Raw genomic sequence first — 25,329 nt, 5'->3', positions numbered from 1 at the left:
GGGTGTTCCGAGTCGATAAAGCAGCTGATTAGGTAAAACGCCGCAAGTCTAGCATGTCCCGCTAGGCTAAACTGCGCGCCTAAGTTGAGGAGTCGCGACATGCCCACGCAAGAAAAATTTAGTAAGCAGAACCTGATTTGGATCGACCTGGAGATGACCGGTCTGGACCCGGACACCGACGTCATTATCGAGATGGCGACCATCATCACCGACAGCGAACTGAACACGCTGGCTGAAGGGCCGGTGATTGCCGTGCATCAAAGTGACGAGACGCTGGCCCGCATGGATGAGTGGAACACCCGTCAACACGGTGGCTCTGGCTTGACTCAACGGGTCCGTGACAGCCGCATCAGTACCGCTGAAGCCGAAGCGCAGACCCTGGCCTTTATCCAGCAATGGGTGCCGGAACGCAGCTCGCCGATCTGCGGTAACAGCATTTGTCAGGATCGTCGCTTTCTGTATCGGCACATGCCAACGCTTGAGCACTACTTTCATTACCGCAACCTCGATGTTTCCACGCTTAAAGAGCTGGCAGCCCGCTGGGCGCCAAACTTGAAGAAGTTCGAGAAGGGCGGCTCCCATCTGGCGATGGACGATATTCGCGAATCGATCGGCGAATTGCGTCACTACCGTGAGCACTTCATTAAGGTGTAACAGGTCAGCAACGTTATATGAAAGCTGAGACGTGGCGATAAATTTCGCCGCGCCCTCTTTTGGTGCCTCGTCTGACTGGTTAGACTGCGCGGCTTTATCGCGGGGACTCCGCCATGTTGCTGATGCTTTATCTAATCGCCATCACTGCGGAGGCCATGACGGGGGCGCTGTCAGCCGGACGGCGAGGGATGGACTGGTTTGGCGTGGTGCTGATTGCCTGCGTCACTGCACTGGGCGGCGGCTCGGTCCGTGATGTGTTGCTGGGTCATTATCCGCTGACCTGGGTCAAACACCCTGAATACCTGGTTCTGACCAGCGTCGCGGCGTTGGTGACCGTCTTCATTGCGCCGTTGATGCGCCATTTGCGTTCGTTGTTTCTGGTACTGGATGCGGTGGGGTTGGTGGCGTTCACGCTGATCGGCTGCATGACAGCGCTGGAGACCGGGCATGGCATGCTGGTCGCGTCAGTCTGCGGGGTGATTACCGGGGTATTTGGCGGCATCTTGCGAGATATCTTCTGCAACGACATCCCGTTGATTTTCCGTCGCGAGCTTTACGCCAGCGTGTCATTCGTGGCGGCCTGGTGTTATCTGATCTGCCAATACCTGGAGTTACCCAATGAGCAGGCAATTCTGATCACCTTGTTTGGCGGTTTTTTGTTGCGGCTGCTGGCGATCCGTTTCCGTTGGGAAATGCCCAAGTTTATTTACAACGACGAGCCGTAAAAGCCGGACCTGCACCGTTTCATCGCCCATGTTGCCTCAACGCCCACTCCACATGCTCACGCACCAGCTCCGACGGGTAGTCGCGTCGAGCTTCCAGCGCTTCCAGCACGGGAATGGTCGATGGTGCATTGCCCAGCCCAACTGCCAGATTGCGCAACCAGCGCTCATAACCGGCGCGGCGCAGGGGCGAGCCTTCGGTGTTGCTGAGGAAGGTTGTTTCATCCCACAGGAACAACTCGGCCAGCCCTGCGTTGTCCAGATTGTGCCGTGGCTGAAAATCACCCTGGCTGGTGGGGCGGGCGAAGCGGTTCCAGGGGCAGACGATCTGGCAGTCATCGCAACCGAACACACGATTCCCAATCAGCGGGCGCAGCTCTTCAGGGATCGCCGTTTTGAGCTCGATGGTCAGGTAGGAAATGCAGCGTCGGGCGTCCAGCACGTAAGGGCCGACGAACGCTGCAGTAGGGCATATATCCAGGCAGGCCGTGCAGCGCCCGCAATGTTCGCTGGTGTGCGGCGGGTCGACGGGCAGCGGCAGGTCGACGAACAACTCACTGAGGAAAAAATAGCTGCCGGCCTTGCGATTGAGTATCAGGGTGTTTTTGCCGATCCAGCCCAGCCCGGCTTGTTCGGCGATGGCTTTTTCCAGTACCGGTGCACTGTCGACGAACGCCCGATAACCAAACGGACCGATGGCGTGCTGGATGCGTTCGGCCAGTTGCTGGACGCGTTTGCGGATCAGCTTGTGATAGTCGCGGCCCAGGGCGTAGCGCGAGACGTAGGCTTTTTCCGGCTGGGCCAGACGTTGCGCCATTTCAGTGTCGCCCGGCAGATAGTCCATGCGTAGCGACACCACGCGCAGCGTCCCCGGCACCAGCTCTTCCGGGTGCGAACGTTTGCTCCCGTGGGCGGCCATATAGTCCATCTCGCCGTGGTAACCCGCATCGAGCCAGCGTTGCAGGTGCTGTTCATGCTCAGCCAGATCCAGGCCGGCGATCCCGACTTGCTGGAAGCCCAACTCGCGTCCCCAGGTCTTGATCGATTGGGCCAGGGTGGCCAGGTCGGCGGTAATTGGCGGATTGGCAATAATAGCGGGCATGTGAAGAGGAAACCGGAGCGGAGGTGCGTATAATTCTGCCAGACATCGGAGCCTATGACGCATGTTGCCAACTAAACCCGACGCATTGTACTGCGCAGCCCACGTGCGAGACCTCGACGCCCGCCTGATTGCGGCCGGCACGCCTGGCATTGAATTGATGCAGCGTGCGGCCCATGCGACGTGGCGAGCATTGCGTCGCCATTGGCCAGAGGCACGTGAATTGACCGTGCTGGCAGGGCGTGGGAATAACGCCGGTGACGGATATCTGGTCGCGGCGCAGGCCCGGCGAGCGGGCTGGCAGGTCGTGGTGCTGGCGGTGGGTGATCCTGCACAATTGTCTGGCGACGCCTTGCAGGCACACGCCGAGGCGGTGAAGGCGGGCGTCAGCATCGTGCGCTGGTCCACCGAGCGGGTGCTGAGCGGCATTGTCCTCGATGCGCTGCTTGGTACGGGCCTGAGCGGTGAGGTGCGAGAGCCTTACCGCAGCGCGATCAATACGATCAATGCCAGCGGTCTGCCTGTCGTGGCGGTCGATATTCCTTCCGGGGTGTGTGCCGACACCGGTAAAACCCTTGGCGTTGCGGTTCGGGCTCAGCTCACGGTGACCTTTATCGGTCTGAAGCTGGGGTTGCTCACCGGCGATGCCGTGGACCGGGTTGGCGAGTTGGTATTCGATGACCTGCAGGCCGATCCGCTGATCGTGGCGCAAACGCCCGTCAGTGCTAAACGCCTGGATACGTTTAATTTGCCGCGTCTGGCCGCTCGATCTGCCTCGGCGAACAAAGGGCTGTTCGGTCGCGTGTTGGTGATTGGCGGTGATCACGGGTTTGGTGGTGCGGCCCTGTTGTCGGCAGAAAGCGCCTTGCGCAGTGGTGCGGGCATGGTGACGCTCGCGACCCGCCGTGAACATGTGCCGGCCGCGCTGACGCGAGCCCCGGAAGTCATGAGCGCGGGCATCAGCTCGGCCAATCAATTGCGCGCCTTGATCGAGCCGGCTGCCGTGCTGGTGGTGGGGCCTGGTTTGGGTCAGGCCAGTTGGGGGCGCAGCCTGTTGTCAGCGGCGGCCAATGCCCAGCGTCCGCAAGTGTGGGACGCCGATGCGCTGAATCTGTTGGCCGTTGGCGTTGTGACCCTGCCGCCCGATAGCGTGATCACCCCGCATCCAGGCGAAGCGGCGCGGTTGTTGGGGGTCAGCACTCAGGCGGTTCAGGCGGATCGTCCGGCTGCGGCGCAGGCGCTGGCACAGAAATACAAGACGGTTGTCGTCCTCAAAGGGGCGGGCAGCCTGATTGCCAGCGTCGATGGGCGGCTGGCGTTGTGTGATCACGGTCATCCGGCGATGGCCACTGCTGGTTTGGGCGATGTGCTCGCTGGACTGGTCGGGGCGCTGATGGCGCAGAAACTGCCGGCGTTCGAAGCGGCGTGTCTGGCGGTCTGGTTACACGCCAGCGCTGGCGAGCGTGCAGGGAAATCGGGCCGGGGGCTGGCGGCCAGTGATGTCATTCCAGCCATTCGTCAGTTATTGGAGGAACAGTCACCGTGTCTGAACTAACGCTGCACCTGGCCGATGAAGACGCCATGATGAGCTTCGGTTCACGTATCGCTCAGGTTACCGAAGGGCTTGGGGTGATCTTTCTCGAAGGCGACCTCGGTGCGGGCAAAACCACCCTGTCACGCGGGATTATCCGGGGCTTTGGGCATGTCGGTGCCGTCAAAAGCCCGACCTTCACCCTGGTCGAACCCTATGAAATCGGACCGGTTCGGGCCTTTCACTTTGATCTGTACAGGCTGGTCGATCCGGAGGAGCTAGAGTACATGGGTATCCGTGATTACTTCGATGGGAGTGCGCTTTGTCTGATCGAGTGGCCCCAACGTGGTGCGGGCTTTTTGCCAAAGCCCGACCTGACCATTACCATTAGGCCGCATGCGGAAGGTCGATCACTGACTTTGAGCCCAAGAGGCTCGCGTGGGGAAACCTGGTGTGCCGCTTTGGCTTTGGAATTCAAATAAATGATGGGGTTAGGTATGCGCATGCGCGCGCTGGTTACTGTTGTAGGTCTGCTGCTGACGGCGCTGGCTGTTGACGCGTTAGCCGCTACACAGGTACGAAGTGTTCGCTTATGGCGTGCACCGGACAACACTCGGCTGGTTTTCGACTTGTCCGGGCCGGTCCAGCACAGTGTTTTCACCCTGACATCACCTGATCGTCTGGTTATCGACATCAACGGCGCGACGCTGGCGGCGCCGTTGAAGATTTCTACGGCCAATACCCCGATCACCAGCATGCGTTCGGCTCAGCGCACACCGACCGACTTGCGCGTGGTCATTGACCTGAAAAAGGCGGTAAACCCGAAAAGCTTTATCCTTGCCCCCAACCAGCAATATGGCAACCGTCTGGTGGTCGATTTGTTCGACCAGGACGCCGAGGCGGCCCCGGTGGTGCCCGATACAGCTGCCAACACCGCACCCGCTGCGCCCATCAGCCCGGCCAAGCCCGAGATCAGGCTGGTGCCTGTCCCCAATGGCAAGCGCGATATTGTGATTGCCATCGACGCCGGCCATGGTGGCGAAGACCCTGGCGCGGGTGGTGCGCGAGGTCAGAAAGAAAAAGACATCGTGCTGTCTATTGCCAAGGAGCTGCAGCGCCAGATCAACTCGGAGAAAGGCTACCGTGCGGAGCTGACGCGTACTGGTGACTATTTCATTCCGTTGCGCAAACGCACGGAGATCGCCCGCAAGAAGGGCGCCGACCTGTTCGTTTCGATCCACGCCGACGCCGCGCCGTCCTCGGCCGCGTTCGGTGCGTCGGTGTTCGCCCTGTCTGAGCGCGGTGCTACGTCCGAAACCGCGCGCTGGCTGGCCGACAGTGAAAACCGTTCCGACTTGATTGGTGGCGCTGGCGCCGTAAGCCTCGACGACAAGGACAAGATGTTGGCCGGGGTGCTGCTGGACTTGTCCATGACCGCCTCACTGTCTTCCAGTCTCAATGTCGGGCAGAAAGTCCTGAGCAATATTGGACGGGTTACGTCGCTGCACAAATCCCGGGTCGAGCAGGCCGGGTTTATGGTGCTCAAATCTCCGGATATCCCATCGATCCTGGTAGAAACCGGCTTCATCTCCAACTCGGAGGAAGCGGCGAAACTCGCAGGCTCATCTCATCAGCAGGCATTGGCGCGCTCGATCAGCTCGGGTGTGAAACAGTTCTTCCAACAGAATCCACCGCTGGGCACCTATATCGCCTGGCTGCGGGACAGTGGCAAGATCGTCCAGGGGCCGCGCGACCACACGGTTCGCTCGGGTGAGACACTGGCCATGATCGCCGTTCGTTACCAGGTGAGCGTGGCGACACTACGTCATGCCAACAGCTTGAGTTCCGATGAACTCAGAGTAGGGCAGCGGCTGGATATCCCGAGTAATGCGTTGGCAGCTCAGCCATGAGCGAGTCGGCAGCGGACAGTGTGATCGACAGCGTTGAGATCAATAGCAGTGCGCGGATTGAGCTGCTTAGCCCGCGGCTGGCGAACCAGATCGCGGCCGGTGAGGTGGTCGAGCGGCCAGCATCGGTGATCAAGGAGCTGCTGGAAAACAGCCTGGATTCAGGGGCGAAGCGCATCGATATCGATGTCGAACAGGCCGGGATCAAGCTGTTGCGTGTCCGTGATGACGGCGGCGGGATTTCCTCCGATGATTTGCCGTTGGCGCTCGCACGGCACGCAACCAGTAAAATTCGCGAACTGGAAGACCTTGAACGAGTGATGAGCCTGGGCTTTCGGGGTGAGGCGCTGGCGTCGATCAGCTCGGTGGCGCGTTTGACCCTGACCTCGCGCACCCGTGATGCCGATCAAGCATGGCAGGTCGAAACCGAAGGCCGCGACATGGCCTCGCGGGTGCAGCCCGCCGCTCACCCGGTGGGCACTTCAGTCGAAGTCCGCGATCTGTTCTTCAATACCCCGGCGCGGCGCAAATTCCTCAAAGCCGAAAAAACCGAGTTCGATCACCTGCAAGAAGTGATCAAACGCATGGCGCTGGCGCGTTTCGATGTCGCGTTTCATTTACGGCACAACGGCAAGACGATCCTCAGCCTGCACGAAGCGAATGATGACAACGCTCGCGCCCGGCGTGTGGCAGCCATCTGCGGTCCAGGCTTTCTGGAGCAGGCGCTGCCGATCGAGGTTGAGCGCAACGGTCTGCACTTATGGGGCTGGGTCGGTTTGCCGACGTTCTCCCGTAGTCAGGCAGACTTGCAATATTTCTACGTGAACGGCCGTGCGGTGCGCGACAAACTGGTCGCCCATGCGGTGCGCCAAGCGTACCGCGATGTACTGTTCAATGGTCGGCACCCGACCTTCGTCCTGTTTTTCGAAGTCGATCCGGCGGTGGTCGACGTTAATGTGCACCCGACCAAACACGAAGTACGCTTCCGTGACGGGCGCATGGTGCATGACTTCCTGTATGGCACGCTGCACCGTGCGCTAGGGGATGTCCGCCCGGAAGATCAGCTGGCGGGTACCGCTCCAGCGACGGCGCTGATCCGCCCGAGCGGCCCGGATGCGGGTGAGTTCGGCCCTCAAGGCGAAATGCGCCTGGCCAATAATCTGCTGGAACAGCCACAGGCCGAACCTTACGTGCGGCCGGCGGGCTCAGGTTCAGGCGCTGGGTATCAATACCAGTACTCGCCTCGCACCTCCGCGCCACTGCCGACGGCCGAGGCGCAAAGCGCGTATCGCGAGTTCTTCGCGCCGCTGCCTGAAGGCGGTGCGGCGCCTTTACCTGGCTCTCAGGACGACATCCCGCCGCTGGGGTATGCCCTGGCTCAGCTCAAGGGGATTTATATCCTCGCGGAAAATGCCCACGGTCTGGTGCTGGTGGACATGCATGCCGCCCACGAACGCATCATGTACGAACGCTTGAAAATCGCCATGGCCAGCGAAGGACTGAGCGGCCAGCCATTGCTGGTCCCGGAATCCATTGCAGTCAGTCAGCGTGAGGCCGATTGCGCCGAAGAACATGTCACCTGGTTCCAGCGCCTGGGCTTCGAGCTACAGCGGCTGGGCCCGGAAACCCTGGCGATTCGGCAGATCCCGGCGTTGCTCAAGCAAGCCGAAGCCAATCGGCTGGTGCATGATGTGTTGGCTGACCTGATGGAATACGGCACCAGTGACCGGATTCAGGCACACCTCAACGAGCTGCTGGGGACCATGGCCTGTCACGGCGCGATTCGCGCCAATCGGCGCCTGGCCCTGCCGGAGATGAACGGGTTGCTGCGCGACATGGAAAACACAGAGCGCAGTGGCCAATGCAACCATGGTCGACCGACCTGGACCCAGATGGGTCTGGACGATCTGGACAAACTTTTCCAGCGTGGTCGCTGATGAGTGCTTTGCCCCCGGCTATCTTCCTCATGGGCCCCACCGCTGCAGGCAAGACCGATCTGGCCATTGAGCTGACCAAGGTTCTGCCCTGCGAGCTGATCAGCGTCGATTCGGCGTTGGTGTATCGCGGCATGGACATCGGCACCGCCAAACCGTCCAAAGAGCTGTTGTCCGAGTTCCCCCATCGCCTGATCGACATTATTGACCCCGTGCAAAGCTATTCGGCTGCCGAATTTCGTGCCGATGCATTGGCTGCGATGGCCGACATCACTGCGCGCGGCAATATTCCGCTGCTGGTGGGCGGCACCATGTTGTATTTCAAGGCATTGCAGGAGGGGTTGGCGGATATGCCGCCCGCCGATGCGAGCGTTCGTGCGCAGCTAGAAGCCGAGGCCGCCGCGCTTGGCTGGCAGGGCTTGCACGATCAATTGGCCCAGGTTGATCCGGTGTCGGCGGCGCGAATTCATCCCAATGATCCACAGCGGCTGATTCGAGCTCTGGAAGTTTATCGGGTGAGCGGATTGAGCATGACCGCACATCGCGAGCAACAAACTGCGCAAAGTACTGACGCAGCCGCTTCGGGACGTCATCAATTGCCCTATACTGTCGCAAACCTGGCCATCGCTCCGGCAGATCGCCACGTACTGCATGACCGTATTGCGCAACGATTTGTACATATGCTGGAACAGGGGTTTGTTGACGAGGTCCTAGCTCTGCGAGCACGAGGTGACCTGCATGCGGGGTTGTCGTCGATGCGAGCCGTGGGCTATCGCCAAGTCTGGGATCATCTGGATGGCAAACTGACGTGGGACCAGATGCAGGAGCGTGGCGTTATTGCCACGCGCCAGTTGGCCAAGCGACAGTTTACCTGGTTGCGTAGTTGGGCAGATTTGCAGTGGCTGGACAGTCTGGCTTGCGACAATCTGCCACGTGCCTTGAAATACATGGCATCGGTCTCCATATTGAGCTGATACCGTGCAATTGCCGTCTATCCTTGGGGGGGGGCGGCCTAAGTCAATTTGCTTACTATTTTTTTCTATTGATCCTTAAAGGAGTGCGGCACATGTCAAAAGGGCATTCGCTACAAGACCCTTACCTGAATACTTTGCGTAAAGAGAAGGTTGGGGTTTCGATTTATCTGGTTAACGGTATCAAGCTGCAAGGCACGATCGAGTCCTTTGACCAATTCGTGATTTTGCTGAAAAACACCGTCAGCCAAATGGTTTACAAACACGCTATCTCTACCGTTGTGCCAGTTCGTCCAATTCGCCTGCCTAGCGCAGCCGAAACGGAGCTGGGCGACGCTGAGCCAGGTAACGCCTGATAGGAGTCTGCTTTGTTCTTTGAGCGCCACGGTGGTGGTGAACGGGCCATTCTCGTTCACTTGGATGGTCAGGACCCTGAGGCGCGTGAAGATCCGCAGGAGTTTCAGGAGCTGGCGATTTCTGCTGGCGCCGAGACCGTCGCGTTTGTCAGCGTGCCGCGTCATCGGCCAACAGCTAAATACCTGATCGGCAGCGGTAAGGTCGAGGAACTTCGCGACCTGGTCAAAGCCGAGCACGTAGATATCGTGATTTTCAATCACGTCCTCACGCCCAGTCAGGAGCGCAACCTCGAACGTGTTTTCGAGTGTCGCGTGCTTGATCGCACAGGTTTGATTCTGGATATCTTCGCGCAACGAGCGCGCACTCATGAAGGCAAATTGCAGGTCGAGCTGGCCCAGCTTGATCACATGAGTACTCGTCTGGTTCGTGGCTGGACCCACCTGGAGCGACAGGGCGGCGGCATCGGCATGCGCGGTCCAGGTGAAACCCAACTGGAAACCGACCGGCGTTTGTTGCGTGTGCGTGTGCGGCAGCTCAAGAGCCGTCTGGAGAAGGTCCGCAGTCAGCGGGACCAAGCCCGTCGCGGTCGCAAGCGCGCCGATATTCCTTCGGTGTCGCTGGTGGGATATACCAACGCGGGCAAGTCGACGCTGTTCAATGCGATGACCGACTCCAATGTCTTTGCCGCAAACCAACTGTTCGCGACCCTCGATCCCACCCTCCGTCGCCTCGAACTCGATGACTTTGGGCCGATCGTGCTAGCTGATACGGTCGGTTTCATTCGTCATCTGCCACACAAACTGGTCGAGGCGTTTCGCTCCACACTCGAAGAATCGAGCAACTCCGATTTGCTCTTGCACGTCATCGACGCTCATGAGCCTGAGCGCATGGCGCAGATTGAACAGGTGATGGCGGTGCTGGGCGAGATCGGTGCGGATGGCTTGCCGATCCTTGAGGTGTACAACAAACTCGATTTGCTTGAAGGGGTCGAGCCCCAGATTCAGCGAGATGCCGATGGCAAGCCGCAGAGGGTCTGGGTGTCTGCCCGTGATGGTCGAGGGCTGGATCTGCTTAAACAAGCAGTGGCTGAACTGTTGGGCGATGATTTATTCGTTGGCACCTTGCGCTTGCCTCAACGTTTTGCTCGACTGCGTGCTCAGTTCTTCAAGTTGGGCGCAGTTCAAAGCGAAGAACATGATGAGGAAGGCGGGAGTCTGTTGGCGGTACGTTTGCCGCGTGTTGAGTTCAATCGCCTGGTGAGTCGCGAAGGAATGCAGCCGCAGGAATTCATCGAGCAACACACTTTGCAATAAAAGCCTGAGAAAGCGGTTGTGCCGCGGACACAGGCATTCTGTAGCATTGGTTGGCGTGCCGTGGGCGCGTCTTTGCTTTATCAGATGGAGAGCGCTATGGCTTGGAATGAGCCGGGTGGCAACTCGAATAATCAGGATCCTTGGGGTGGTAAGCGCAAGGGCGGCGACCGCAAGGGGCCACCAGATCTCGACGAGGCCTTCCGAAAGCTGCAGGAAAGCCTGAACGGGTTGTTCGGTGGTGGTAAAAAACGTGGTGGCGGCGAGGACGATGGTCAACGCAAGGGCGGCGGTTTAGGTCTGCTCGGCATTGGTCTGGTCGTCATTGCGGCTGTCTGGCTGTATAGCGCCATCTATGTCGTGGATGAGCAGGAGCAGGCCGTAGTGCTGCGCTTCGGCAAGTACTACGAAACCGTCGGTGCGGGTCTGAATATCTATTTCCCGCCATTCGATCGTAAATATATGGAAAACGTCACGCGTGAGCGTGCCTATAGCAAGCAAGGGCAGATGCTGACCGAAGACGAAAACATCGTCGAAGTGCCGCTGACCGTGCAATACAAAATTACCAACCTGAAAGATTTCGTGCTGAACGTCGATCAGCCGGAAGTCAGTCTGCAGCATGCGACTGAGAGCGCTTTGCGCCACGTAGTGGGTTCCACTGCGATGGACCAGGTGCTGACTGAAGGTCGTGAGCTGATGGCCAGTGAGATCAAGGAGCGTCTGCAGCGCTTCCTCGATACGTATCGCACCGGCATCACCGTGACTCAGGTGAACGTACAAAGTGCTGCTGCGCCGCGTGAAGTTCAGGAGGCGTTCGATGATGTGATTCGCGCCCGTGAAGACGAACAGCGTTCGCGTAACCAGGCTGAAACCTATGCTAACGGTGTGATTCCCGAAGCGCGTGGCCAGGCTCAGCGCATCGTCGAAAATGCCAATGGCTATCGCGATGAAGTCGTGTCCCGCGCCAAGGGTGAAGCTGATCGTTTTACCAAGCTGGTCGTCGAGTACCGCAAGGCTCCAGAAGTGACGCGTGAGCGTCTATATCTGGACACCATGCAAGAAGTATTCAGCAACACCAGTAAGGTTCTCGTGACCGGTGGCAACAAAGGGCAGAACAACCTGCTCTATCTGCCATTGGACAAGATGATCGAAAGCGGTCGTAGCACCACTGCTCCGACAACCGGCGCACCTGCCGCTGCCAATGAAATCGGCGCACGTGCTGCGACCGAGTCTCAACAGCAGCACGATGCGCGTTCAAGGGAGAGTCGCTGATGAGCAATAAATCGCTGATCGCCCTGATTGTTTGTGTCGTGCTGGCGGTCGTTGCCTGGAATAGCATCTACATCGTTGCTCAGACTGAGCGTGCGGTCTTGCTGCAATTCGGCCGTGTCGTCCAGGCGGACGTCCAGCCAGGTCTGCATGTGAAGGTTCCGTACGTCAATCAGGTGCGCAAGTTCGACGGGCGCTTGATGACCCTCGATGCACCGACGCAACGTTTTCTGACGCTGGAAAAGAAAGCGGTCATGGTTGATGCCTATGCCAAGTGGCGGGTGAAGGACGCTGAGCGTTTCTACACTGCGACTTCCGGTCTCAAACAGATCGCTGATGAGCGTCTGTCACGCCGTCTTGAATCCGGGCTGCGCGATCAGTTCGGCAAGCGCACCTTGCATGAAGTGGTGTCGGGTGAGCGTGATGCGTTGATGGCGGATATCACCGCTTCGCTCAACACGATGGCAAGCAAAGAGCTGGGCATTGAAGTTATTGATGTCCGGGTCAAAGGTATTGACCTGCCGAAAGAAGTGAACCGCAGCGTTTTCGAGCGGATGAGTACCGAACGTGAGCGTGAAGCGCGTGAGCATCGGGCCAAAGGTAACGAGTTGGCAGAAGGCATTCGTGCCGATGCCGATCGTCAGCGTCGGGTTCTTCTGGCAGAAGCCTATCGTGAGTCTGAAGAAGCTCGCGGTGATGGCGATGCCCAGGCGTCCGCGATCTACGCCAAGGCCTACGGTCAGGATCAGGAGTTCTACGCGTTCTATCGTAGCCTGCGCGCCTACCGTGAAAGCTTCGCGAACAAAAGCGACGTGATGGTGCTGGACCCAAGCAGCGATTTCTTCCGTTATCTGGAAAAATCCAAGCCGTAACCGGTTCACCCCGCCGGGCGGCAAAACCGCCTGGCGGGGTGATCGTTTAGGAAAACGTGTGTATGATGCGGCAGCCGGGAAAATCCCGGCTTTTTTGCGTCTGCACGATTGATTGGCCATGGCGTGGTAAAGCGCTGGGCAAGGTTTTTCGAGGAGAGCGGTTTGTAAAGCGGGTCTCGGACCGCTCGTTCTGTTGGGCTTGCATGTAAAAGCGCTCAGAATGTGACCGCACTCTGCTTCACTCAAGGCTCGCCCTCAGGGCTGGCCGCCCGGATCATAGGGGATTGGCGTAATGGCAACGGTTGACCGCTGGCTGCTACCAGATGGCATCGAAGAAGTACTGCCGCCGGAAGCGGCGCGCATTGAAGTGGCGCGCCGTCAGGTGTTGGATCTGTTCCAGAGCTGGGGCTATGAGTTCGTCGTCACCCCGCATATCGAATACCTGGAGTCGTTGCTCACGGGCGCGGGTCAGGACCTGGATCTGCGTACCTTCAAGGTGATCGATCCGCAATCAGGCCGGCAAATGGGTTTCCGTGCCGATATCACGCCGCAAGTGGCGCGTATCGATGCGCACACCTTGCGCCGCGAAGGGCCTAGCCGTCTGTGCTATGCCGGCAGCGTGTTGCATGCGCAGCCGCGAGCCTTGTCGTCCTCGCGTAGCCCGATTCAGTTGGGCGCCGAGTTGTACGGCGATGCCAGCCCGAGCAGTGATGTCGAAGTCATTAGCCTGATGTTGACTATGCTGCAGCTGGCCGACGTGCCTGATGTGCATATGGACTTGGGCCATGTCGGTATTTACCGTGGCCTGGCACGTGCCGCCGATTTGTCTGGCGAGGTCGAGCAGCTGTTGTTCGACGCTTTGCAGCGCAAGGCGATAGACGAAGTCATCGCGCTCACCGCTGATTTGCCAGCTGATCTGGCTGCGATGCTGCGCGCGCTGGTCGATTTGTGTGGTGGTCGTGAAGTGCTTGCGTCCGCTCGTGATCGACTGGCCCATGCGCCTGCTCCAGTGTTGGCTGCCCTGGATGATTTGCTGGCGATTGCCGAGCGCCTTTCCGCGCGCTTCCCGCAATTGCCGCTGTACTTCGATCTCGGTGAGTTACGGGGTTATCACTACCACACCGGCGTCGTGTTTGCGGTGTTCGTGCCGGGCGTAGGTCAGATGATCGCCCAGGGCGGTCGCTATGACGACATCGGCGCGGACTTTGGTCGGGCGCGCCCGGCTACGGGCTTCTCCACGGATTTGAAAACCCTGGTCACCCTGGGGCGTGCGGACATCGAGCTACCGTCTGGCGGTATCTGGATGCCGGACAGTACTGATGCGGCACTCTGGCAGCAGGTCTGCCAATTGCGTAGCGAAGGTCATCGTGTGGTTCAGGCATTGCCTGGGCAGTCGGTGTCTGCCGCGCGTGAAGCCGATTGTGACCGGCAATTGATTCAGCATGATGGGCTTTGGCAGTTAGTGCCGCTGGCTTCTTGAGTTTCCCTGTCGGCCGCAGCCGGCACCAAGTTTGCGCGAATGAGGACAAGTGTTATGGGTAAGAATGTCGTAGTCCTGGGCACCCAATGGGGTGATGAGGGCAAAGGCAAGATCGTTGATCTGCTGACCGAACATGCTACCGCTGTAGTTCGATACCAAGGGGGCCACAACGCGGGTCACACCCTGGTCATCGATGGCGAAAAAACCGTATTGCACCTGATTCCGTCCGGTGTGCTGCGCGAAGGCGTGCAGTGCCTGATCGGTAACGGTGTGGTGGTTGCGCCTGACGCACTCATGCGAGAAATCATCAAGCTTGAAGAGAAAGGTATTCCGGTACGTGAGCGTCTGCGTATCAGCCCTTCCTGCCCGCTGATCCTGTCCTATCACGTTGCGCTGGATCAGGCGCGTGAGAAGGCTCGTGGCGAGCTCAAGATCGGTACGACCGGTCGTGGTATCGGCCCGGCCTACGAAGACAAGGTCGCACGTCGCGGTCTGCGCATCGGCGACCTGTTCCACCGCGAGCGTTTCGCGGCCAAGCTGGGTGAGCTGCTCGATTACCACAACTTCGTTCTGGTCAATTACTACAAAGAGCCGGCCATCGACTTCCAGAAAACACTCGACGAGTGCATGGAATACGCTGAACTGCTCAAGCCGATGATGCTCGACGTCACTGCTGCGCTGCATGAAATGCGCCGCGAAGGTAAAGACATCATGTTCGAAGGTGCCCAGGGTTCGCTGCTGGACATCGATCACGGTACTTACCCGTACGTGACCAGTTCTAACACCACGGCGGGTGGCATCGCGACCGGTTCTGGTTTTGGTCCGATGTACCTGGATTACATCCTCGGCATCACCAAGGCTTACACCACTCGCGTCGGTTCGGGTCCTTTCCCGACTGAGCTGTTCGACGATGTTGGTGCGTTCCTGGCCAAGCGCGGTCACGAGTTCGGTGCAACCACCGGTCGCGCTCGCCGTTGCGGCTGGTTCGATGCCGTCATCCTGCGTCGCGCAATCGAGATCAACAGCATCTCCGGTCTGTGCCTGACCAAGCTCGACGTGCTCGACGGTCTGGAAACCATCAACATCTGCATCGGTTACAAGAACGAAAATGGTGCAGTGATCGATGCTCCAACCGATGCTGACAGCTACATCGGCCTGATGCCGGTTTACGAAGAAATGCCGGGCTGGACCGAATCGACCTTGGGCGCTAAAACCCTGGAAGAACTGCCCGCAAACGCCCGTGCTTATATCAAGCGTGTGGAAGAGTTGGTCGGCGCGCCGATCGATATCATTTCCACTGGCCCGGACCGCAACGAGACAATCGTGCTGCGTCATCCGTTTGCTTGATAAATCGTTGAAATAGTTACTGGAATGCGACAAAGGGCCACTTATGTGGCCCTTTGTCGTTTCTGTCTATCGGTTAGTGCTGGCGCGGCACGGCGCTTGCTGTAATTATCGTTCCAAAGAGTGCCATCATTTTAATGGCATCCGTAGTAGAGGAATAATCCCGTGTCCGCCGTCCTTTCTCTTTTACGTAGCCGCTTGTTGCGGCCTGTGTTCATTGCCCTGGGTGTCGCCCTTTTGGTGCAGGTGTTGGTCGCGGTTGCTCTGACCCGGAGCACGGTGACGGCGCTTGAGGCAGATTTGGCCACTCGACTAGGTGTAGATTCGCAACACCTGTCTGCGGAGCTGGAGCAAGCGAGTCGGGAAGTTACTTCCAGTCTGGATGCGTTGTCATCCAGCACTCGTCAACGCCTGAGTGCAGGTTTGTCATCGCGTCTGAAGGATGAGCAGGTGCAGCTGCGCGGCACGCTCGAAAAAGACCTCAAGGACTCGGCCAATGATATGGCGCAGTTGCTGGCGGCGGTCGCTCCGCGTGCCATGTGGGATAACGATACGCCGACTCTGTCGGAGTTTGCCCGCCGCGCTCAGCGCAATCCCAATGTGCTGTTTGTCATCTATGACGATGCTCAAGGTGAGCACCTGACGCGTTATCTGAATCGCGATAGCCCGCAGATCAAAGCCTTGCTCGCCAAAGGGGAGGGTGACCGGGCGATGGATAAAGTCCTGAACGCCGCCAGGAATGATCCTTCGGTGTATTACGTCGAGGCCGCGATCAGTCCTAATGGCGTCGAAATCGGCAAGGTGCTGATGGGGGTTTCTACCGCAACGGTCGAGCAGGACCTTGCGGCTCTGGACAAGCGCTTCTCCGCTTTAATTGTCGGTGGCGAACAGTTGGTCTCTGACAGTTTGGTGGGGGCGGCGGCCGATAGTTCCGCCGCGTTACGTACGCGTTTGCAGGGGGCGCAAACCGCTGCCTCGGCAATGGCCGCCAACACCAGCATCACGGTCCAGGAGGCGGCAGCGACATTGCGCTGGAGGATCGGTCTGGGACTGGCACTGGTCGGTCTCGGCGTATTGCTGCTGCTGGCCGTAGTGCTCGGGCGCCGGGTCGTGAGCAAATTGCACCTGCTGATTGCCGCGCTGGATGATCTGGCTGCTGGCGAAGGCGACTTGACCAAGCGCGTACAGCTCAACAGTAACGACGAAATCGGTGACATGGCGTCAGCGGTCAATCGTTTTGTCGACAAGCTTCAGCCTATCGTGCGTGAGGCGGGGGATGTGGCGCAGCGTACCGGGGTGGAAATTGGCGCCTTGAGCCTGCGTAACGCCGGGTCGGGCAAGGCGGCTGAATTGCAGCGAGATGAAGTGGCCGCCAGTCTCAAAGCCCTTTCGCAGATGGCGGATGAGGCTCAGGCAGAAAGTAATGCAATGCAGGCGGCCTTGAAGCAGGTTGTCGACATTCGAGTCGCGACCGACGAAAACACGCGGACGTCAACGCAGGTGGGTAACTTGATCGAAGCGTTGGCGGGGCAGGTTGATACCGGCGCCAAGGTCATTGAGCGTCTGGCCCAGCAAAGCGAGCAGATTGAAGTGGTGCTGACGGTTATTCACGGTATTGCCGAGCAAACCAACTTGCTGGCCCTTAACGCGGCAATCGAGGCTGCGCGGGCGGGTGAGACGGGTCGCGGTTTTGCGGTGGTGGCAGACGAAGTGCGTGCGCTGGCCAGCAAGACTCAAAGCTCCACAGGTGATATCCAGGCGCATATCGGGGCCTTGCAGCAGGGTGCCAAAGAAGCGGTGGCAGCCATTGGCTTGGCAGGTCGGCAGGCCAGCGAGGGGCTGGCGGTGTTGCGCAGCAGCGCCAAGCTGCAATTGACGGTGCAGGCATCGGTAGAACAGGTTCATGCCGCCATAGGTCTTGCAACCGAGGCTGCGGCGCATCAGGCGCAGGGCGCGCAAGCGGTGAGGGGCCGAGTGGAAGTTATTCATGCTCAGGCTCAGCGCGCGGCTCAGGCGGTTGTAGAAACCACGGCCAGCGGTAAGGTGCTTGATGGTCTGGCTGCACAATTGAAGGCAAGCCTGGGTCAGTTCCGCGCCTGACGGCGCTGAGCTACAGAGTTGGAAGAGGGTGCGCCAGGCGCACCCTGTGGTGGCGGCTTCTGATGGTTGATCTAGAATCTCAAACGCAGAAAACACAAAACCGAGCACGGGGCTCGGTTTTGTTTGAATTGGTGCCCAGAAGAAGACTCGAACTTCCACGACCTTGCGGTCACCAGCACCTGAAGCTGGCGTGTCTACCAATTTCACCATCTGGGCAGTTCGTTGGGTTCAGCAGCAGCTGTTAAGCTATTGTTTACTTTCAACTACAACAACGTTTGCCGTCGTTGTGGGGCGCATCATACGGAGGAGCTTAGTACCTGTAAACCCCCGTTGTGAAAAATATTTTTGAAATAGCGAACGGAGATAGCAAATGGTGTCTTCGCGTTTCAATCCGGTATATGCCAAACTAAATATATATAGATAAGGTGAACTCATTCTAATGGCCGATTGGCAGTCCCTCGATCCCGAGGCCGCTCGTGAAGCGGAAAAATACGAAAACCCTATCCCCAGCCGTGAGCTGATTTTGCAGCACCTTGCCGATCGAGGGTCTCCGGCGAGTCGCGAGCAATTGGTGGAAGAGTTTGGTCTGACAACTGAAGACCAGTTCGAAGCCCTGCGTCGCCGCTTGCGCGCAATGGAGCGCGATGCTCAGTTGATATACACCCGCCGGGGCACCTATGCCCCCGTGGACAAGCTCGACCTGATCCTGGGGCGGATTACCGGCCACCGTGACGGTTTCGGCTTCCTCATCCCTGATGACGGCACCGATGACCTGTTCATGAGCCCTGCGCAAATGCGTCTGGTGTTCGACGGCGATCGTGCTTTGGCGCGGGTTTCCGGTCTTGATCGTCGGGGTCGTCGCGAAGGCGTGATCGTCGAAGTGATCTCCCGTGCGCACGAAACCATCGTGGGTCGCTACTTCGAAGAGAGCGGCATCGGTTTTGTCGTGCCCGACAATCCGAAGATCCAGCAGGAAGTCCTGATTACCCCTGGCCGCAACTCCAGCGCCAAGATCGGTCAGTTCGTCGAGGTGAAGATTACTCACTGGCCGACGCCGCGCTTCCAGCCGCAAGGCGATGTGGTCGAAGTCGTGGGCAATTACATGGCGCCCGGCATGGAAATCGACATTGCCCTGCGCACCTACGATATTCCGCACGTCTGGCCTGAAGCGGTGCTCAAAGAAGCCGCCAAGCTCAAGCCGGAAGTGGAAGAGAAAGACAAGGAACACCGCGTCGATCTGCGTCATCTGCCGTTCGTGACCATCGATGGCGAAGATGCTCGCGACTTCGACGATGCGGTTTTCTGCGAAGCCAAGCCCGGCAAACTGCGTCTGTTTTCCGGTGGCTGGAAGTTATACGTCGCCATCGCCGACGTATCGAGCTACGTCAAAATCGGTTCGGCGCTGGACGCTGAATCGCAAGTGCGTGGCAACTCGGTGTACTTCCCCGAGCGCGTGATTCCGATGTTGCCCGAGCAGTTGTCCAACGGCTTGTGCTCGCTGAATCCGCACGTCGATCGCTTGGCCATGGTCTGTGAAATGACCCTGTCCAAAACCGGCGAGATGACTGATTACCAGTTCTACGAGGCAGTCATTCACTCCCATGCCCGCCTGACCTACAACAAGGTCAGCTCGATCCTGGAGCAGCCAAAAACGGCTGAAGCCAAGGAATTGCGTGGCGAATACGCTGGCGTCGTGCCGCACCTGAAGCAGCTTTATGCGCTGTACAAAGTGCTGCTGGGTGCTCGTCATACCCGTGGCGCGATTGATTTTGAAACTCAGGAAACCCGGATCATCTTCGGTACTGAGCGCAAAATCGCCGAAATCCGGCCGACCACGCGCAACGATGCGCACAAGCTGATCGAGGAATGCATGCTGGCGGCCAACGTGGCCACGGCTGAATTCCTGAAAAAGCACGAAATTCCAGCCTTGTACCGTGTGCACGATGGTCCGCCGCCAGAGCGTCTGGAAAAACTCCGGGCCTTCCTCGGCGAGCTGGGTCTGTCGCTGCACAAGGGCAAAGACGGTCCGTCGCCGAAGGATTACCAGGCGCTGCTGGCAAGCATCAAGGACCGTCCGGATTTCCATCTGATCCAGACCGTGATGCTGCGTTCGTTGAGTCAGGCGGTGTACAGCGCGGATAACCAGGGTCACTTTGGCCTGAATTACGAGGCGTATACGCACTTCACTTCGCCGATTCGTCGCTACCCGGATTTGCTCACGCACCGGGCTATCCGCAGCGTGATCCATTCCAAGCAAGATACCCCGCACGTTCGTCGTGCGGGTGCCATGACCATCCCGAAAGCGCGCATCTATCCATACGATGAGGCGATTCTGGAGCAGTTGGGCGAACAGTGTTCCATGAGCGAACGCCGTGCCGACGAAGCTACGCGTGACGTGGTCAACTGGCTCAAGTGCGAGTTCATGAAAGACCGCGTGGGCGAGTCGTTCCCAGGCGTGATCACGGCGGTTACCGGTTTTGGTCTATTCGTTGAGCTGACCGACATCTACGTCGAAGGCTTGGTGCACGTCACTGCCTTGCCGGGCGATTACTACCACTTCGATCCAGTGCATCACCGCTTGGCGGGCGAGCGCACCGGTCGCAGCTTCCGCTTGGGCGACACTGTTGAAGTGCGGGTCATGCGCGTCGATCTCGACGAACGCAAGATCGACTTCGAGATGGCTGAAAAAACCATCAGCGCGCCGATTGGTCGCAAGCGTCGTGGTGCTGAGCCGGCTGCGACGGAAAAAGCAGCTGCGCCAGCCAAGGCGGGGCGCCGTGGCGCTTCGACCAAGGCTGCGCCAGTGACTGAAGCCTATCGCCCAAGCGATGCCGTCGCGAAAAACGCGGAAGTGCGCAAAAGCCGTGAGCTGAAGCAGGCCTTGCTGGCAGAAGCGAAAGGTGGTGGAAGGGCGGCGTCGGGAAAGTCCAGTAAAGTGGATTCCGATTCGTCGGCCAAGCCAGCCAAACCGAGCAAACACCGTAAAGGCCCGCCAAAAGCGGGCTCGGCCCCTGCTGCGAAAAGCGGTGGGGTGCGTAAACCTAAGGCCAAGTCATGAGTCAGTTGGAAAAAATCTACGGTTTGCATGCTGTAGAAGCGTTGTTGCGTCACCACCCGAAACGCGTCAAGCAAGTCTGGCTGGCTGAAAACCGCAACGATCCGCGGGTTCAGGTGTTGATCCAACTGGCTAACGAAAATCGTGTGTCTGTGGGTCAGGCCGAGCGTCGCGAAATGGACGTCTGGGTCGAAGGCGTGCACCAAGGTGTGGTTGCCGAGGTCAGCCCGAGTCAGGTGTGGGGTGAAGCCATGCTTGATGAGTTGCTCGACCGTACCGAAGGCGCGCCACTGATTCTCGTGCTCGATGGTGTGACCGATCCGCATAACCTCGGCGCGTGCCTGCGCACTGCCGATGCGGCCGGTGCGCTCGCGGTTGTGGTGCCAAAGGACAAGTCGGCGACATTGACGCCGACGGTCCGGAAAGTGGCCTGCGGCGCGGCGGAAGTCATCCCGTTGGTGGCGGTCACCAACCTGGCCCGCACCCTTGAGAAGCTTCAGCAGCGCGGCCTTTGGGTCGTGGGTACGGCGGGTGAGGCGGAGGTTGAACTGTATCAGCAAGACCTGACCGGCCCGACGATTCTGATCATGGGCGCCGAAGGCAAGGGCATGCGTCGCTTGACTCGCGATCATTGCGATTACTTGGTGCGCCTGCCGATGGCCGGCAGCGTCAGCAGCCTGAACGTCTCTGTGGCGACGGGCGTGTGTCTGTTCGAAGCGTTGCGTCAGCGCAGCGTCAAGGCAGCCGCGAAGAAGTAACCCTTGTAGGCGCGCTTGTCCGCGATGGAACGATAACGCTGTGTGTCAGGCAGACCGCGTCGTTGCTATCGCGGGCAAGCGCGCTCCTACAAGTATTGAGTAGTACTCATTGCTCAAATAATCACCAATTGCCTTGCGCCCCACCAAGCCCTTCTCTACAATTGCGCCCCTTGCTGTCATGGCAGGCGCTCATGTGCCTGTCCCTGAGCAAGACAAACAGTGTCATTCACTCCTTGTCTGACCGCTTTTTAGTTAGCGGCAGGCTACAACCCGTAAGGAGCATTCATGCGTCATTACGAAATCATCTTTTTGGTCCACCCGGATCAAAGCGAGCAAGTCGGCGGCATGGTTGAGCGTTATACCAAGCTGATCGAAGAAGACGGCGGCAAAATCCACCGTCTGGAAGATTGGGGCCGTCGTCAACTGGCCTATGCAATCAACAATGTTCACAAGGCTCACTACGTGATGCTGAACGTTGAATGCACCGGTAAAGCTTTGGCTGAACTGGAAGACAACTTCCGTTACAACGATGCCGTGATCCGTAACCTGGTCATCCGTCGCGACGAAGCCGTTACTGGCCAGTCCGAGATGCTCAAGGCTGAAGAAAACCGCAGTGAGCGCCGTGAGCGTCGTGACCGTCCTGAGCACTCCGACAGCGCCGATGGCGATGACGGCGACAACAGCGACGCCAGCGATAACGCTGACGAGTAATCCACGGACCTTTTGAGGAGCCAATTACATGGCACGTTTCTTCCGTCGTCGTAAATTCTGCCGCTTCACCGCTGAAGACGTGAAAGAGATCGATTACAAAGATCTCAACACTCTGAAAGCCTACGTATCCGAGACCGGCAAAATCGTTCCAAGCCGTATCACTGGTACAAAAGCACGTTATCAGCGTCAGCTGGCCACCGCTATCAAGCGTGCCCGCTTCCTGGCCCTGCTGGCCTACACCGACAGCCACGGCCGCTGAGACCAGGCAGTCGACAAAGTAGTAAGGGATAGAACGCATGCGCGCCATGGCTAATTTCATCATGCGCGGCCGCGTGCAGGCCACTCTCGTAGTGGTCGGATGTGCGGCGTTGCCGCTGTTGTTCTGGTTGAGTGCTGCCGCGGGTTGCCTTGTGCTTCTGCGGCGCGGTTTGAGTGATGCCGTTGGCATCCTCGCCTGGGCTCTGCTGCCGGCATTGGTCTGGTGGTATTTCGGTGAACCCCGCACGCTTATGGTGTTGTTGGGTTCGCTAGGGTTGGCAGCGTTGTTACGTGCCAGCGAGTCTTGGGTCCGCGTGCTGCTGGTCAGCGTGGCATTGGGTCTGTTGTATGCAGTAATCCTGGGAGCGGTTTTCCGCGAACCCATCGACGCGATGGCGCTGGAGTTGCAAAAACTCCTGCCGCAAGTCCTCGATGGTCTCTACCAGCAGTTATCGGTAGAAGAGCGAGCGCGTCTAGGGGCACTGATTGCACCGGTCCTTAATGGCCTTATAGCGGCTTTGTTGCAGATCGTCAGTGTGTTGAGCCTGATTCTTGGGCGTTACTGGCAAGCGTTGTTGTACAACCCGGGTGGTTTTGGCCGCGAATTTCGTAGCATAAGACTCCCGCGGGTACCGGCGTTGGTGCTGCTGGTGTGCATGCTTCTGGGGCCGAATTTCGGTCCGCAGATGGCGATGTTGACACCGTTGTGCAGCGTACCGCTGGTGTTTGCAGGGCTGGCCTTGATACATGGCCTGGTGGCTGAAAAGCACCTTGGCAGGTTCTGGTTGGTGGGGTTGTACGTAACGCTGTTGCTGTTTATGCAGCTGATCTATCCGTTGCTGGTGGTGTTAGCCATCGTCGACAGCCTGATTGATTTTCGCGGTCGTTTCGCGTCGAAAGACGTCGATAACGGGTCTGCGAACGGTGAAGGTTAAAAGTTAAGAGGATTTTCACATGCAACTGATCCTTCTGGAAAAAGTCGCCAACCTGGGCAACCTGGGCGACAAAGTGAATGTTAAGGCCGGTTACGGTCGTAACTTCCTGCTGCCGTACGGTAAAGCTACCGCTGCGACCGCTGCCAACGTGGCTGCGTTCGAAGAGCGTCGTGCTGACCTGGAAAAACTGGCTGCAGACAAAAAAGCTTCTGCTGAAACTCGTGCTGCCCAACTGGCTGAGCTGGAAGTGACTATCACTGCCACCGCCGGTGACGAAGGCAAGCTGTTCGGTTCGATCGGCACCCACGACATCGCTGATGCACTGACCGCCTCTGGCGTTGAAGTTGCAAAAAGCGAAGTTCGTCTGCCGAACGGCACTATCCGTAACGTTGGCGAATTCGACGTAGCCGTGCACCTGCACAGCGACGTAGAAGCCACTGTACGCGTTATTGTTGTAGCCGCTTAAAGCAACACTCAATCGTCTGGCGACTTGCTCGTCAGACGGTTAACATCGGGCACGATCCTGTTCACAGGTCGTGCCTTTTGTCTTTTTGTTCCCCCTGATTCCGTGTGGCCATGAACGATATTTCCGCGCCCGAGCAATACGATCTGCAAACCGCTGCCCTCAAGGTGCCGCCGCACTCCATCGAGGCCGAGCAGGCTGTGCTCGGTGGCCTGATGCTGGACAACAACGCCTGGGAGCGCGTGCTCGATCAAGTATCGGACGGCGATTTCTATCGACATGACCACCGCCTGATTTTCCGCGCCATTGCCAAACTGGCCGATCAAAACAGCCCGATTGACGTCGTCACCCTTGCCGAGCAACTGGACAAGGAAGGTCAGACCTCGCAGGTCGGCGGCCTGGGCTACCTCAGTGAGCTGGCGAAAAACATTCCATCGGTCGCCAACATCAAGGCTTACGCGCAGATCGTGCGTGAGCGGGCGACCTTGCGTCAGTTGATCGGCATCAGTGCCGAAATCGCCGACAGTGCGTTCAACCCTGAAGGTCGCAGCGCCGCCGAGATTCTCGACGAGGCCGAGCGGCAGATCTTCCAGATTGCCGAAGCGCGTCCAAAAAGTGGCGGCCCGGTCAGCGTCAACGACCTGCTGACCAAAGCCATCGACCGCATCGACACGTTGTTCAACACCGATAACGCGATTACTGGCCTGTCTACCGGTTATACCGACCTCGACGAGAAAACCAGCGGCCTGCAACCGTCTGACTTGATCATCGTTGCGGGTCGTCCGTCGATGGGTAAAACCACGTTCGCCATGAACCTGGTAGAGAACGCGGTTCTGCGCAGCGATAAGGTAGTTCTGGTCTATTCGCTGGAGATGCCAGGTGAATCGCTGATCATGCGTATGCTGTCGTCGCTGGGTCGCATCGATCAGTCCAAAGTCCGCGCCGGACGGCTGGAAGATGACGATTGGCCACGCCTGACCTCGGCGGTCAATCTGCTCAACGACCGCAAACTATTCATCGATGACACCGCTGGCATCAGCCCTTCAGAGATGCGCGCGCGTACTCGCCGCGTGGTGCGTGAACACGGCGAAGTCGGCCTGATCATGATCGACTACCTGCAACTGATGCAGATCCCGGGTTCCAGTGGTGACAACCGTACCAACGAGATTTCCGAGATTTCTCGCTCGTTGAAATCCCTGGCCAAAGAATTCGCCTGCCCAGTGGTCGCCTTGTCCCAGCTCAACCGTTCCCTTGAGCAGCGCCCTAACAAGCGCCCGATCAACTCCGACTTGCGTGAATCCGGAGCGATCGAGCAGGATGCTGACGTCATCATGTTCGTTTACCGGGACGAGGTGTACCACCCGGAAACCGAGCATAAAGGCATCGCCGAGATCATCATCGGCAAGCAGCGTAACGGTCCCATCGGTACAACGCGGCTGGCGTTCATCGGCAAATACACCCGTTTCGAGAACCTCGCGCCGGGCAGTTACAACTTCGACGACGAGTGATTCGCTGGCGACCTTGCAGGCACGTCAGCGCCTGCAGGGGATTTCAGCCTGCACACCCTTTTCCGACCATTGCGGTCGGAATTGGTTATTT

Annotated in this window: 22 protein-coding genes and 1 tRNA gene; 21 read left to right on the top strand and 2 right to left on the bottom strand. The window is 58.6% G+C overall.

Annotated elements, in window-relative coordinates; translation table 11 throughout:
- Nucleotides 1–99: 99 nt before the first annotated feature.
- Both orn and ACVBEG_RS21865 read left to right on the top strand, forming a co-directional pair.
- The gene (orn, locus tag ACVBEG_RS21870; RefSeq protein WP_322177568.1) at nucleotides 100–654 is read left to right on the top strand and encodes an oligoribonuclease; all 555 of its coding nucleotides are present in this window, start codon (nucleotides 100–102) and stop codon (nucleotides 652–654) included.
- A gap of 113 nt (nucleotides 655–767) precedes the next feature.
- The gene (locus tag ACVBEG_RS21865) at nucleotides 768–1,379 is read left to right on the top strand and encodes a trimeric intracellular cation channel family protein (RefSeq protein WP_322177569.1); all 612 of its coding nucleotides are present in this window, start codon (nucleotides 768–770) and stop codon (nucleotides 1,377–1,379) included.
- Between the two features lie 19 nt (nucleotides 1,380–1,398).
- Here the strand turns inward: ACVBEG_RS21865 and queG are convergent, their stop codons facing one another.
- Nucleotides 1,399–2,478 carry a tRNA epoxyqueuosine(34) reductase QueG gene (queG, locus tag ACVBEG_RS21860; RefSeq protein WP_447108305.1) on the bottom strand — a complete coding sequence of 360 codons (1,080 nt, stop codon included), beginning with the start codon at nucleotides 2,476–2,478 and terminating at the stop codon, nucleotides 1,399–1,401.
- Between the two features lie 61 nt (nucleotides 2,479–2,539).
- Here queG and ACVBEG_RS21855 point away from each other — a divergent pair, with 61 nt between their 5' ends.
- From ACVBEG_RS21855 to ACVBEG_RS21800, 12 genes are all read left to right on the top strand, one after another.
- Nucleotides 2,540–4,030, top strand: coding sequence for an NAD(P)H-hydrate dehydratase (locus ACVBEG_RS21855; protein ID WP_322277960.1), 1,491 nt, complete (start codon nucleotides 2,540–2,542; stop codon nucleotides 4,028–4,030).
- Complete coding sequence (tsaE, locus tag ACVBEG_RS21850) at nucleotides 4,018–4,488, top strand: tRNA (adenosine(37)-N6)-threonylcarbamoyltransferase complex ATPase subunit type 1 TsaE (protein ID WP_443691362.1); 471 nt, start codon at nucleotides 4,018–4,020, stop codon at nucleotides 4,486–4,488. The genes ACVBEG_RS21855 and tsaE overlap by 13 nt, the downstream gene beginning before the upstream one ends.
- Nucleotides 4,489–4,503: 15 nt before the next feature.
- Complete coding sequence (locus ACVBEG_RS21845) at nucleotides 4,504–5,916, top strand: N-acetylmuramoyl-L-alanine amidase (protein WP_407074643.1); 1,413 nt, start codon at nucleotides 4,504–4,506, stop codon at nucleotides 5,914–5,916.
- Entirely contained in the window at nucleotides 5,913–7,850 is a 1,938-nt protein-coding gene (gene mutL, locus ACVBEG_RS21840) for a DNA mismatch repair endonuclease MutL (RefSeq protein WP_447108304.1), read from the top strand. Before ACVBEG_RS21845 ends, mutL begins: the two co-directional genes overlap by 4 nt.
- Nucleotides 7,850–8,821 (top strand): tRNA (adenosine(37)-N6)-dimethylallyltransferase MiaA, encoded by a 972-nt coding sequence (gene miaA, locus ACVBEG_RS21835; RefSeq protein ID WP_322177573.1) that lies wholly within the window; start codon nucleotides 7,850–7,852, stop codon nucleotides 8,819–8,821. Before mutL ends, miaA begins: the two co-directional genes overlap by 1 nt.
- Before the next feature lie 92 nt (nucleotides 8,822–8,913).
- Nucleotides 8,914–9,174 (top strand): RNA chaperone Hfq, encoded by a 261-nt coding sequence (hfq, locus tag ACVBEG_RS21830; RefSeq protein ID WP_219062428.1) that lies wholly within the window; start codon nucleotides 8,914–8,916, stop codon nucleotides 9,172–9,174.
- A 12-nt stretch (nucleotides 9,175–9,186) separates the two neighbouring features.
- Complete coding sequence (gene hflX / locus ACVBEG_RS21825) at nucleotides 9,187–10,488, top strand: ribosome rescue GTPase HflX (protein WP_322177574.1); 1,302 nt, start codon at nucleotides 9,187–9,189, stop codon at nucleotides 10,486–10,488.
- A 96-nt stretch (nucleotides 10,489–10,584) separates the two neighbouring features.
- Complete coding sequence (hflK, locus tag ACVBEG_RS21820) at nucleotides 10,585–11,757, top strand: FtsH protease activity modulator HflK (RefSeq protein ID WP_322177575.1); 1,173 nt, start codon at nucleotides 10,585–10,587, stop codon at nucleotides 11,755–11,757.
- Complete coding sequence (gene hflC / locus ACVBEG_RS21815; RefSeq protein ID WP_322177576.1) at nucleotides 11,757–12,626, top strand: protease modulator HflC; 870 nt, start codon at nucleotides 11,757–11,759, stop codon at nucleotides 12,624–12,626. Before hflK ends, hflC begins: the two co-directional genes overlap by 1 nt.
- 292 nt (nucleotides 12,627–12,918) lie before the next feature.
- Nucleotides 12,919–14,106 (top strand): ATP phosphoribosyltransferase regulatory subunit, encoded by a 1,188-nt coding sequence (locus ACVBEG_RS21810; protein WP_322177577.1) that lies wholly within the window; start codon nucleotides 12,919–12,921, stop codon nucleotides 14,104–14,106.
- A 54-nt stretch (nucleotides 14,107–14,160) separates the two neighbouring features.
- On the top strand, nucleotides 14,161–15,453 hold the full coding sequence (locus ACVBEG_RS21805) for an adenylosuccinate synthase (RefSeq protein ID WP_219062433.1): 1,293 nt from the start codon (nucleotides 14,161–14,163) through the stop codon (nucleotides 15,451–15,453).
- A 162-nt stretch (nucleotides 15,454–15,615) separates the two neighbouring features.
- Nucleotides 15,616–17,550, top strand: a complete 1,935-nt coding sequence (locus ACVBEG_RS21800; protein WP_322177578.1) for a methyl-accepting chemotaxis protein — start codon at nucleotides 15,616–15,618, stop codon at nucleotides 17,548–17,550.
- A 129-nt stretch (nucleotides 17,551–17,679) separates the two neighbouring features.
- On the opposite strand, the gene ACVBEG_RS21795 is transcribed toward ACVBEG_RS21800, so the two are convergent.
- Nucleotides 17,680–17,766, bottom strand: a tRNA-Leu gene (locus ACVBEG_RS21795).
- A 223-nt stretch (nucleotides 17,767–17,989) separates the two neighbouring features.
- Here ACVBEG_RS21795 and rnr point away from each other — a divergent pair.
- The 7 genes from rnr (at nucleotide 17,990) to dnaB (ending at nucleotide 25,238) form a co-directional block, all read left to right on the top strand.
- Nucleotides 17,990–20,608, top strand: coding sequence for a ribonuclease R (rnr, locus tag ACVBEG_RS21790; RefSeq protein WP_447108303.1), 2,619 nt, complete (start codon nucleotides 17,990–17,992; stop codon nucleotides 20,606–20,608).
- Complete coding sequence (gene rlmB, locus ACVBEG_RS21785) at nucleotides 20,605–21,363, top strand: 23S rRNA (guanosine(2251)-2'-O)-methyltransferase RlmB (protein WP_322177580.1); 759 nt, start codon at nucleotides 20,605–20,607, stop codon at nucleotides 21,361–21,363. Before rnr ends, rlmB begins: the two co-directional genes overlap by 4 nt.
- Before the next feature lie 285 nt (nucleotides 21,364–21,648).
- A complete protein-coding gene (gene rpsF / locus ACVBEG_RS21780) occupies nucleotides 21,649–22,074 on the top strand; it encodes a 30S ribosomal protein S6 (protein ID WP_020293663.1) in 426 nt (141 codons plus the stop codon).
- Nucleotides 22,075–22,102: 28 nt separating this feature from the next.
- Complete coding sequence (gene rpsR, locus ACVBEG_RS21775) at nucleotides 22,103–22,333, top strand: 30S ribosomal protein S18 (RefSeq protein ID WP_002551829.1); 231 nt, start codon at nucleotides 22,103–22,105, stop codon at nucleotides 22,331–22,333.
- Between the two features lie 37 nt (nucleotides 22,334–22,370).
- Complete coding sequence (locus ACVBEG_RS21770) at nucleotides 22,371–23,267, top strand: hypothetical protein (protein ID WP_219062437.1); 897 nt, start codon at nucleotides 22,371–22,373, stop codon at nucleotides 23,265–23,267.
- Between the two features lie 19 nt (nucleotides 23,268–23,286).
- Nucleotides 23,287–23,733: a 50S ribosomal protein L9 gene (rplI, locus tag ACVBEG_RS21765; protein ID WP_322177581.1), complete on the top strand. Its 447-nt coding sequence runs from the start codon at nucleotides 23,287–23,289 to the stop codon at nucleotides 23,731–23,733.
- A 110-nt stretch (nucleotides 23,734–23,843) separates the two neighbouring features.
- Nucleotides 23,844–25,238, top strand: coding sequence for a replicative DNA helicase (gene dnaB / locus ACVBEG_RS21760; RefSeq protein ID WP_219062439.1), 1,395 nt, complete (start codon nucleotides 23,844–23,846; stop codon nucleotides 25,236–25,238).
- The last annotated feature ends 91 nt before the right edge of the window (nucleotides 25,239–25,329 follow it).

The sequence above is a fragment of the Pseudomonas sp. GG8 genome (genome assembly GCF_052976945.1).
This window is presented reverse-complemented; position numbering and strand designations above follow the sequence as displayed.

Bases quoted from the DNA above. Each gene is read 5' to 3' on its own strand.
- orn (WP_322177568.1), top strand. From the start codon at position 100: ATGCCCACGCAAGAAAAATTTAGTAAGCAGAACCTGATTTGGATCGAC.
- ACVBEG_RS21865 (WP_322177569.1), top strand. From the start codon at position 768: ATGTTGCTGATGCTTTATCTAATCGCCATCACTGCGGAGGCCATGACG.
- queG (WP_447108305.1), bottom strand. From the start codon at position 2,478: ATGCCCGCTATTATTGCCAATCCGCCAATTACCGCCGACCTGGCCACC.
- ACVBEG_RS21855 (WP_322277960.1), top strand. From the start codon at position 2,540: ATGTTGCCAACTAAACCCGACGCATTGTACTGCGCAGCCCACGTGCGA.
- ACVBEG_RS21845 (WP_407074643.1), top strand. From the start codon at position 4,504: ATGCGCATGCGCGCGCTGGTTACTGTTGTAGGTCTGCTGCTGACGGCG.
- mutL (WP_447108304.1), top strand. From the start codon at position 5,913: ATGAGCGAGTCGGCAGCGGACAGTGTGATCGACAGCGTTGAGATCAAT.
- miaA (WP_322177573.1), top strand. From the start codon at position 7,850: ATGAGTGCTTTGCCCCCGGCTATCTTCCTCATGGGCCCCACCGCTGCA.
- hfq (WP_219062428.1), top strand. From the start codon at position 8,914: ATGTCAAAAGGGCATTCGCTACAAGACCCTTACCTGAATACTTTGCGT.
- hflK (WP_322177575.1), top strand. From the start codon at position 10,585: ATGGCTTGGAATGAGCCGGGTGGCAACTCGAATAATCAGGATCCTTGG.
- hflC (WP_322177576.1), top strand. From the start codon at position 11,757: ATGAGCAATAAATCGCTGATCGCCCTGATTGTTTGTGTCGTGCTGGCG.
- ACVBEG_RS21810 (WP_322177577.1), top strand. From the start codon at position 12,919: ATGGCAACGGTTGACCGCTGGCTGCTACCAGATGGCATCGAAGAAGTA.
- ACVBEG_RS21805 (WP_219062433.1), top strand. From the start codon at position 14,161: ATGGGTAAGAATGTCGTAGTCCTGGGCACCCAATGGGGTGATGAGGGC.
- rnr (WP_447108303.1), top strand. From the start codon at position 17,990: ATGGCCGATTGGCAGTCCCTCGATCCCGAGGCCGCTCGTGAAGCGGAA.
- rlmB (WP_322177580.1), top strand. From the start codon at position 20,605: ATGAGTCAGTTGGAAAAAATCTACGGTTTGCATGCTGTAGAAGCGTTG.
- rpsF (WP_020293663.1), top strand. From the start codon at position 21,649: ATGCGTCATTACGAAATCATCTTTTTGGTCCACCCGGATCAAAGCGAG.
- rpsR (WP_002551829.1), top strand. From the start codon at position 22,103: ATGGCACGTTTCTTCCGTCGTCGTAAATTCTGCCGCTTCACCGCTGAA.
- ACVBEG_RS21770 (WP_219062437.1), top strand. From the start codon at position 22,371: ATGCGCGCCATGGCTAATTTCATCATGCGCGGCCGCGTGCAGGCCACT.
- rplI (WP_322177581.1), top strand. From the start codon at position 23,287: ATGCAACTGATCCTTCTGGAAAAAGTCGCCAACCTGGGCAACCTGGGC.
- dnaB (WP_219062439.1), top strand. From the start codon at position 23,844: ATGAACGATATTTCCGCGCCCGAGCAATACGATCTGCAAACCGCTGCC.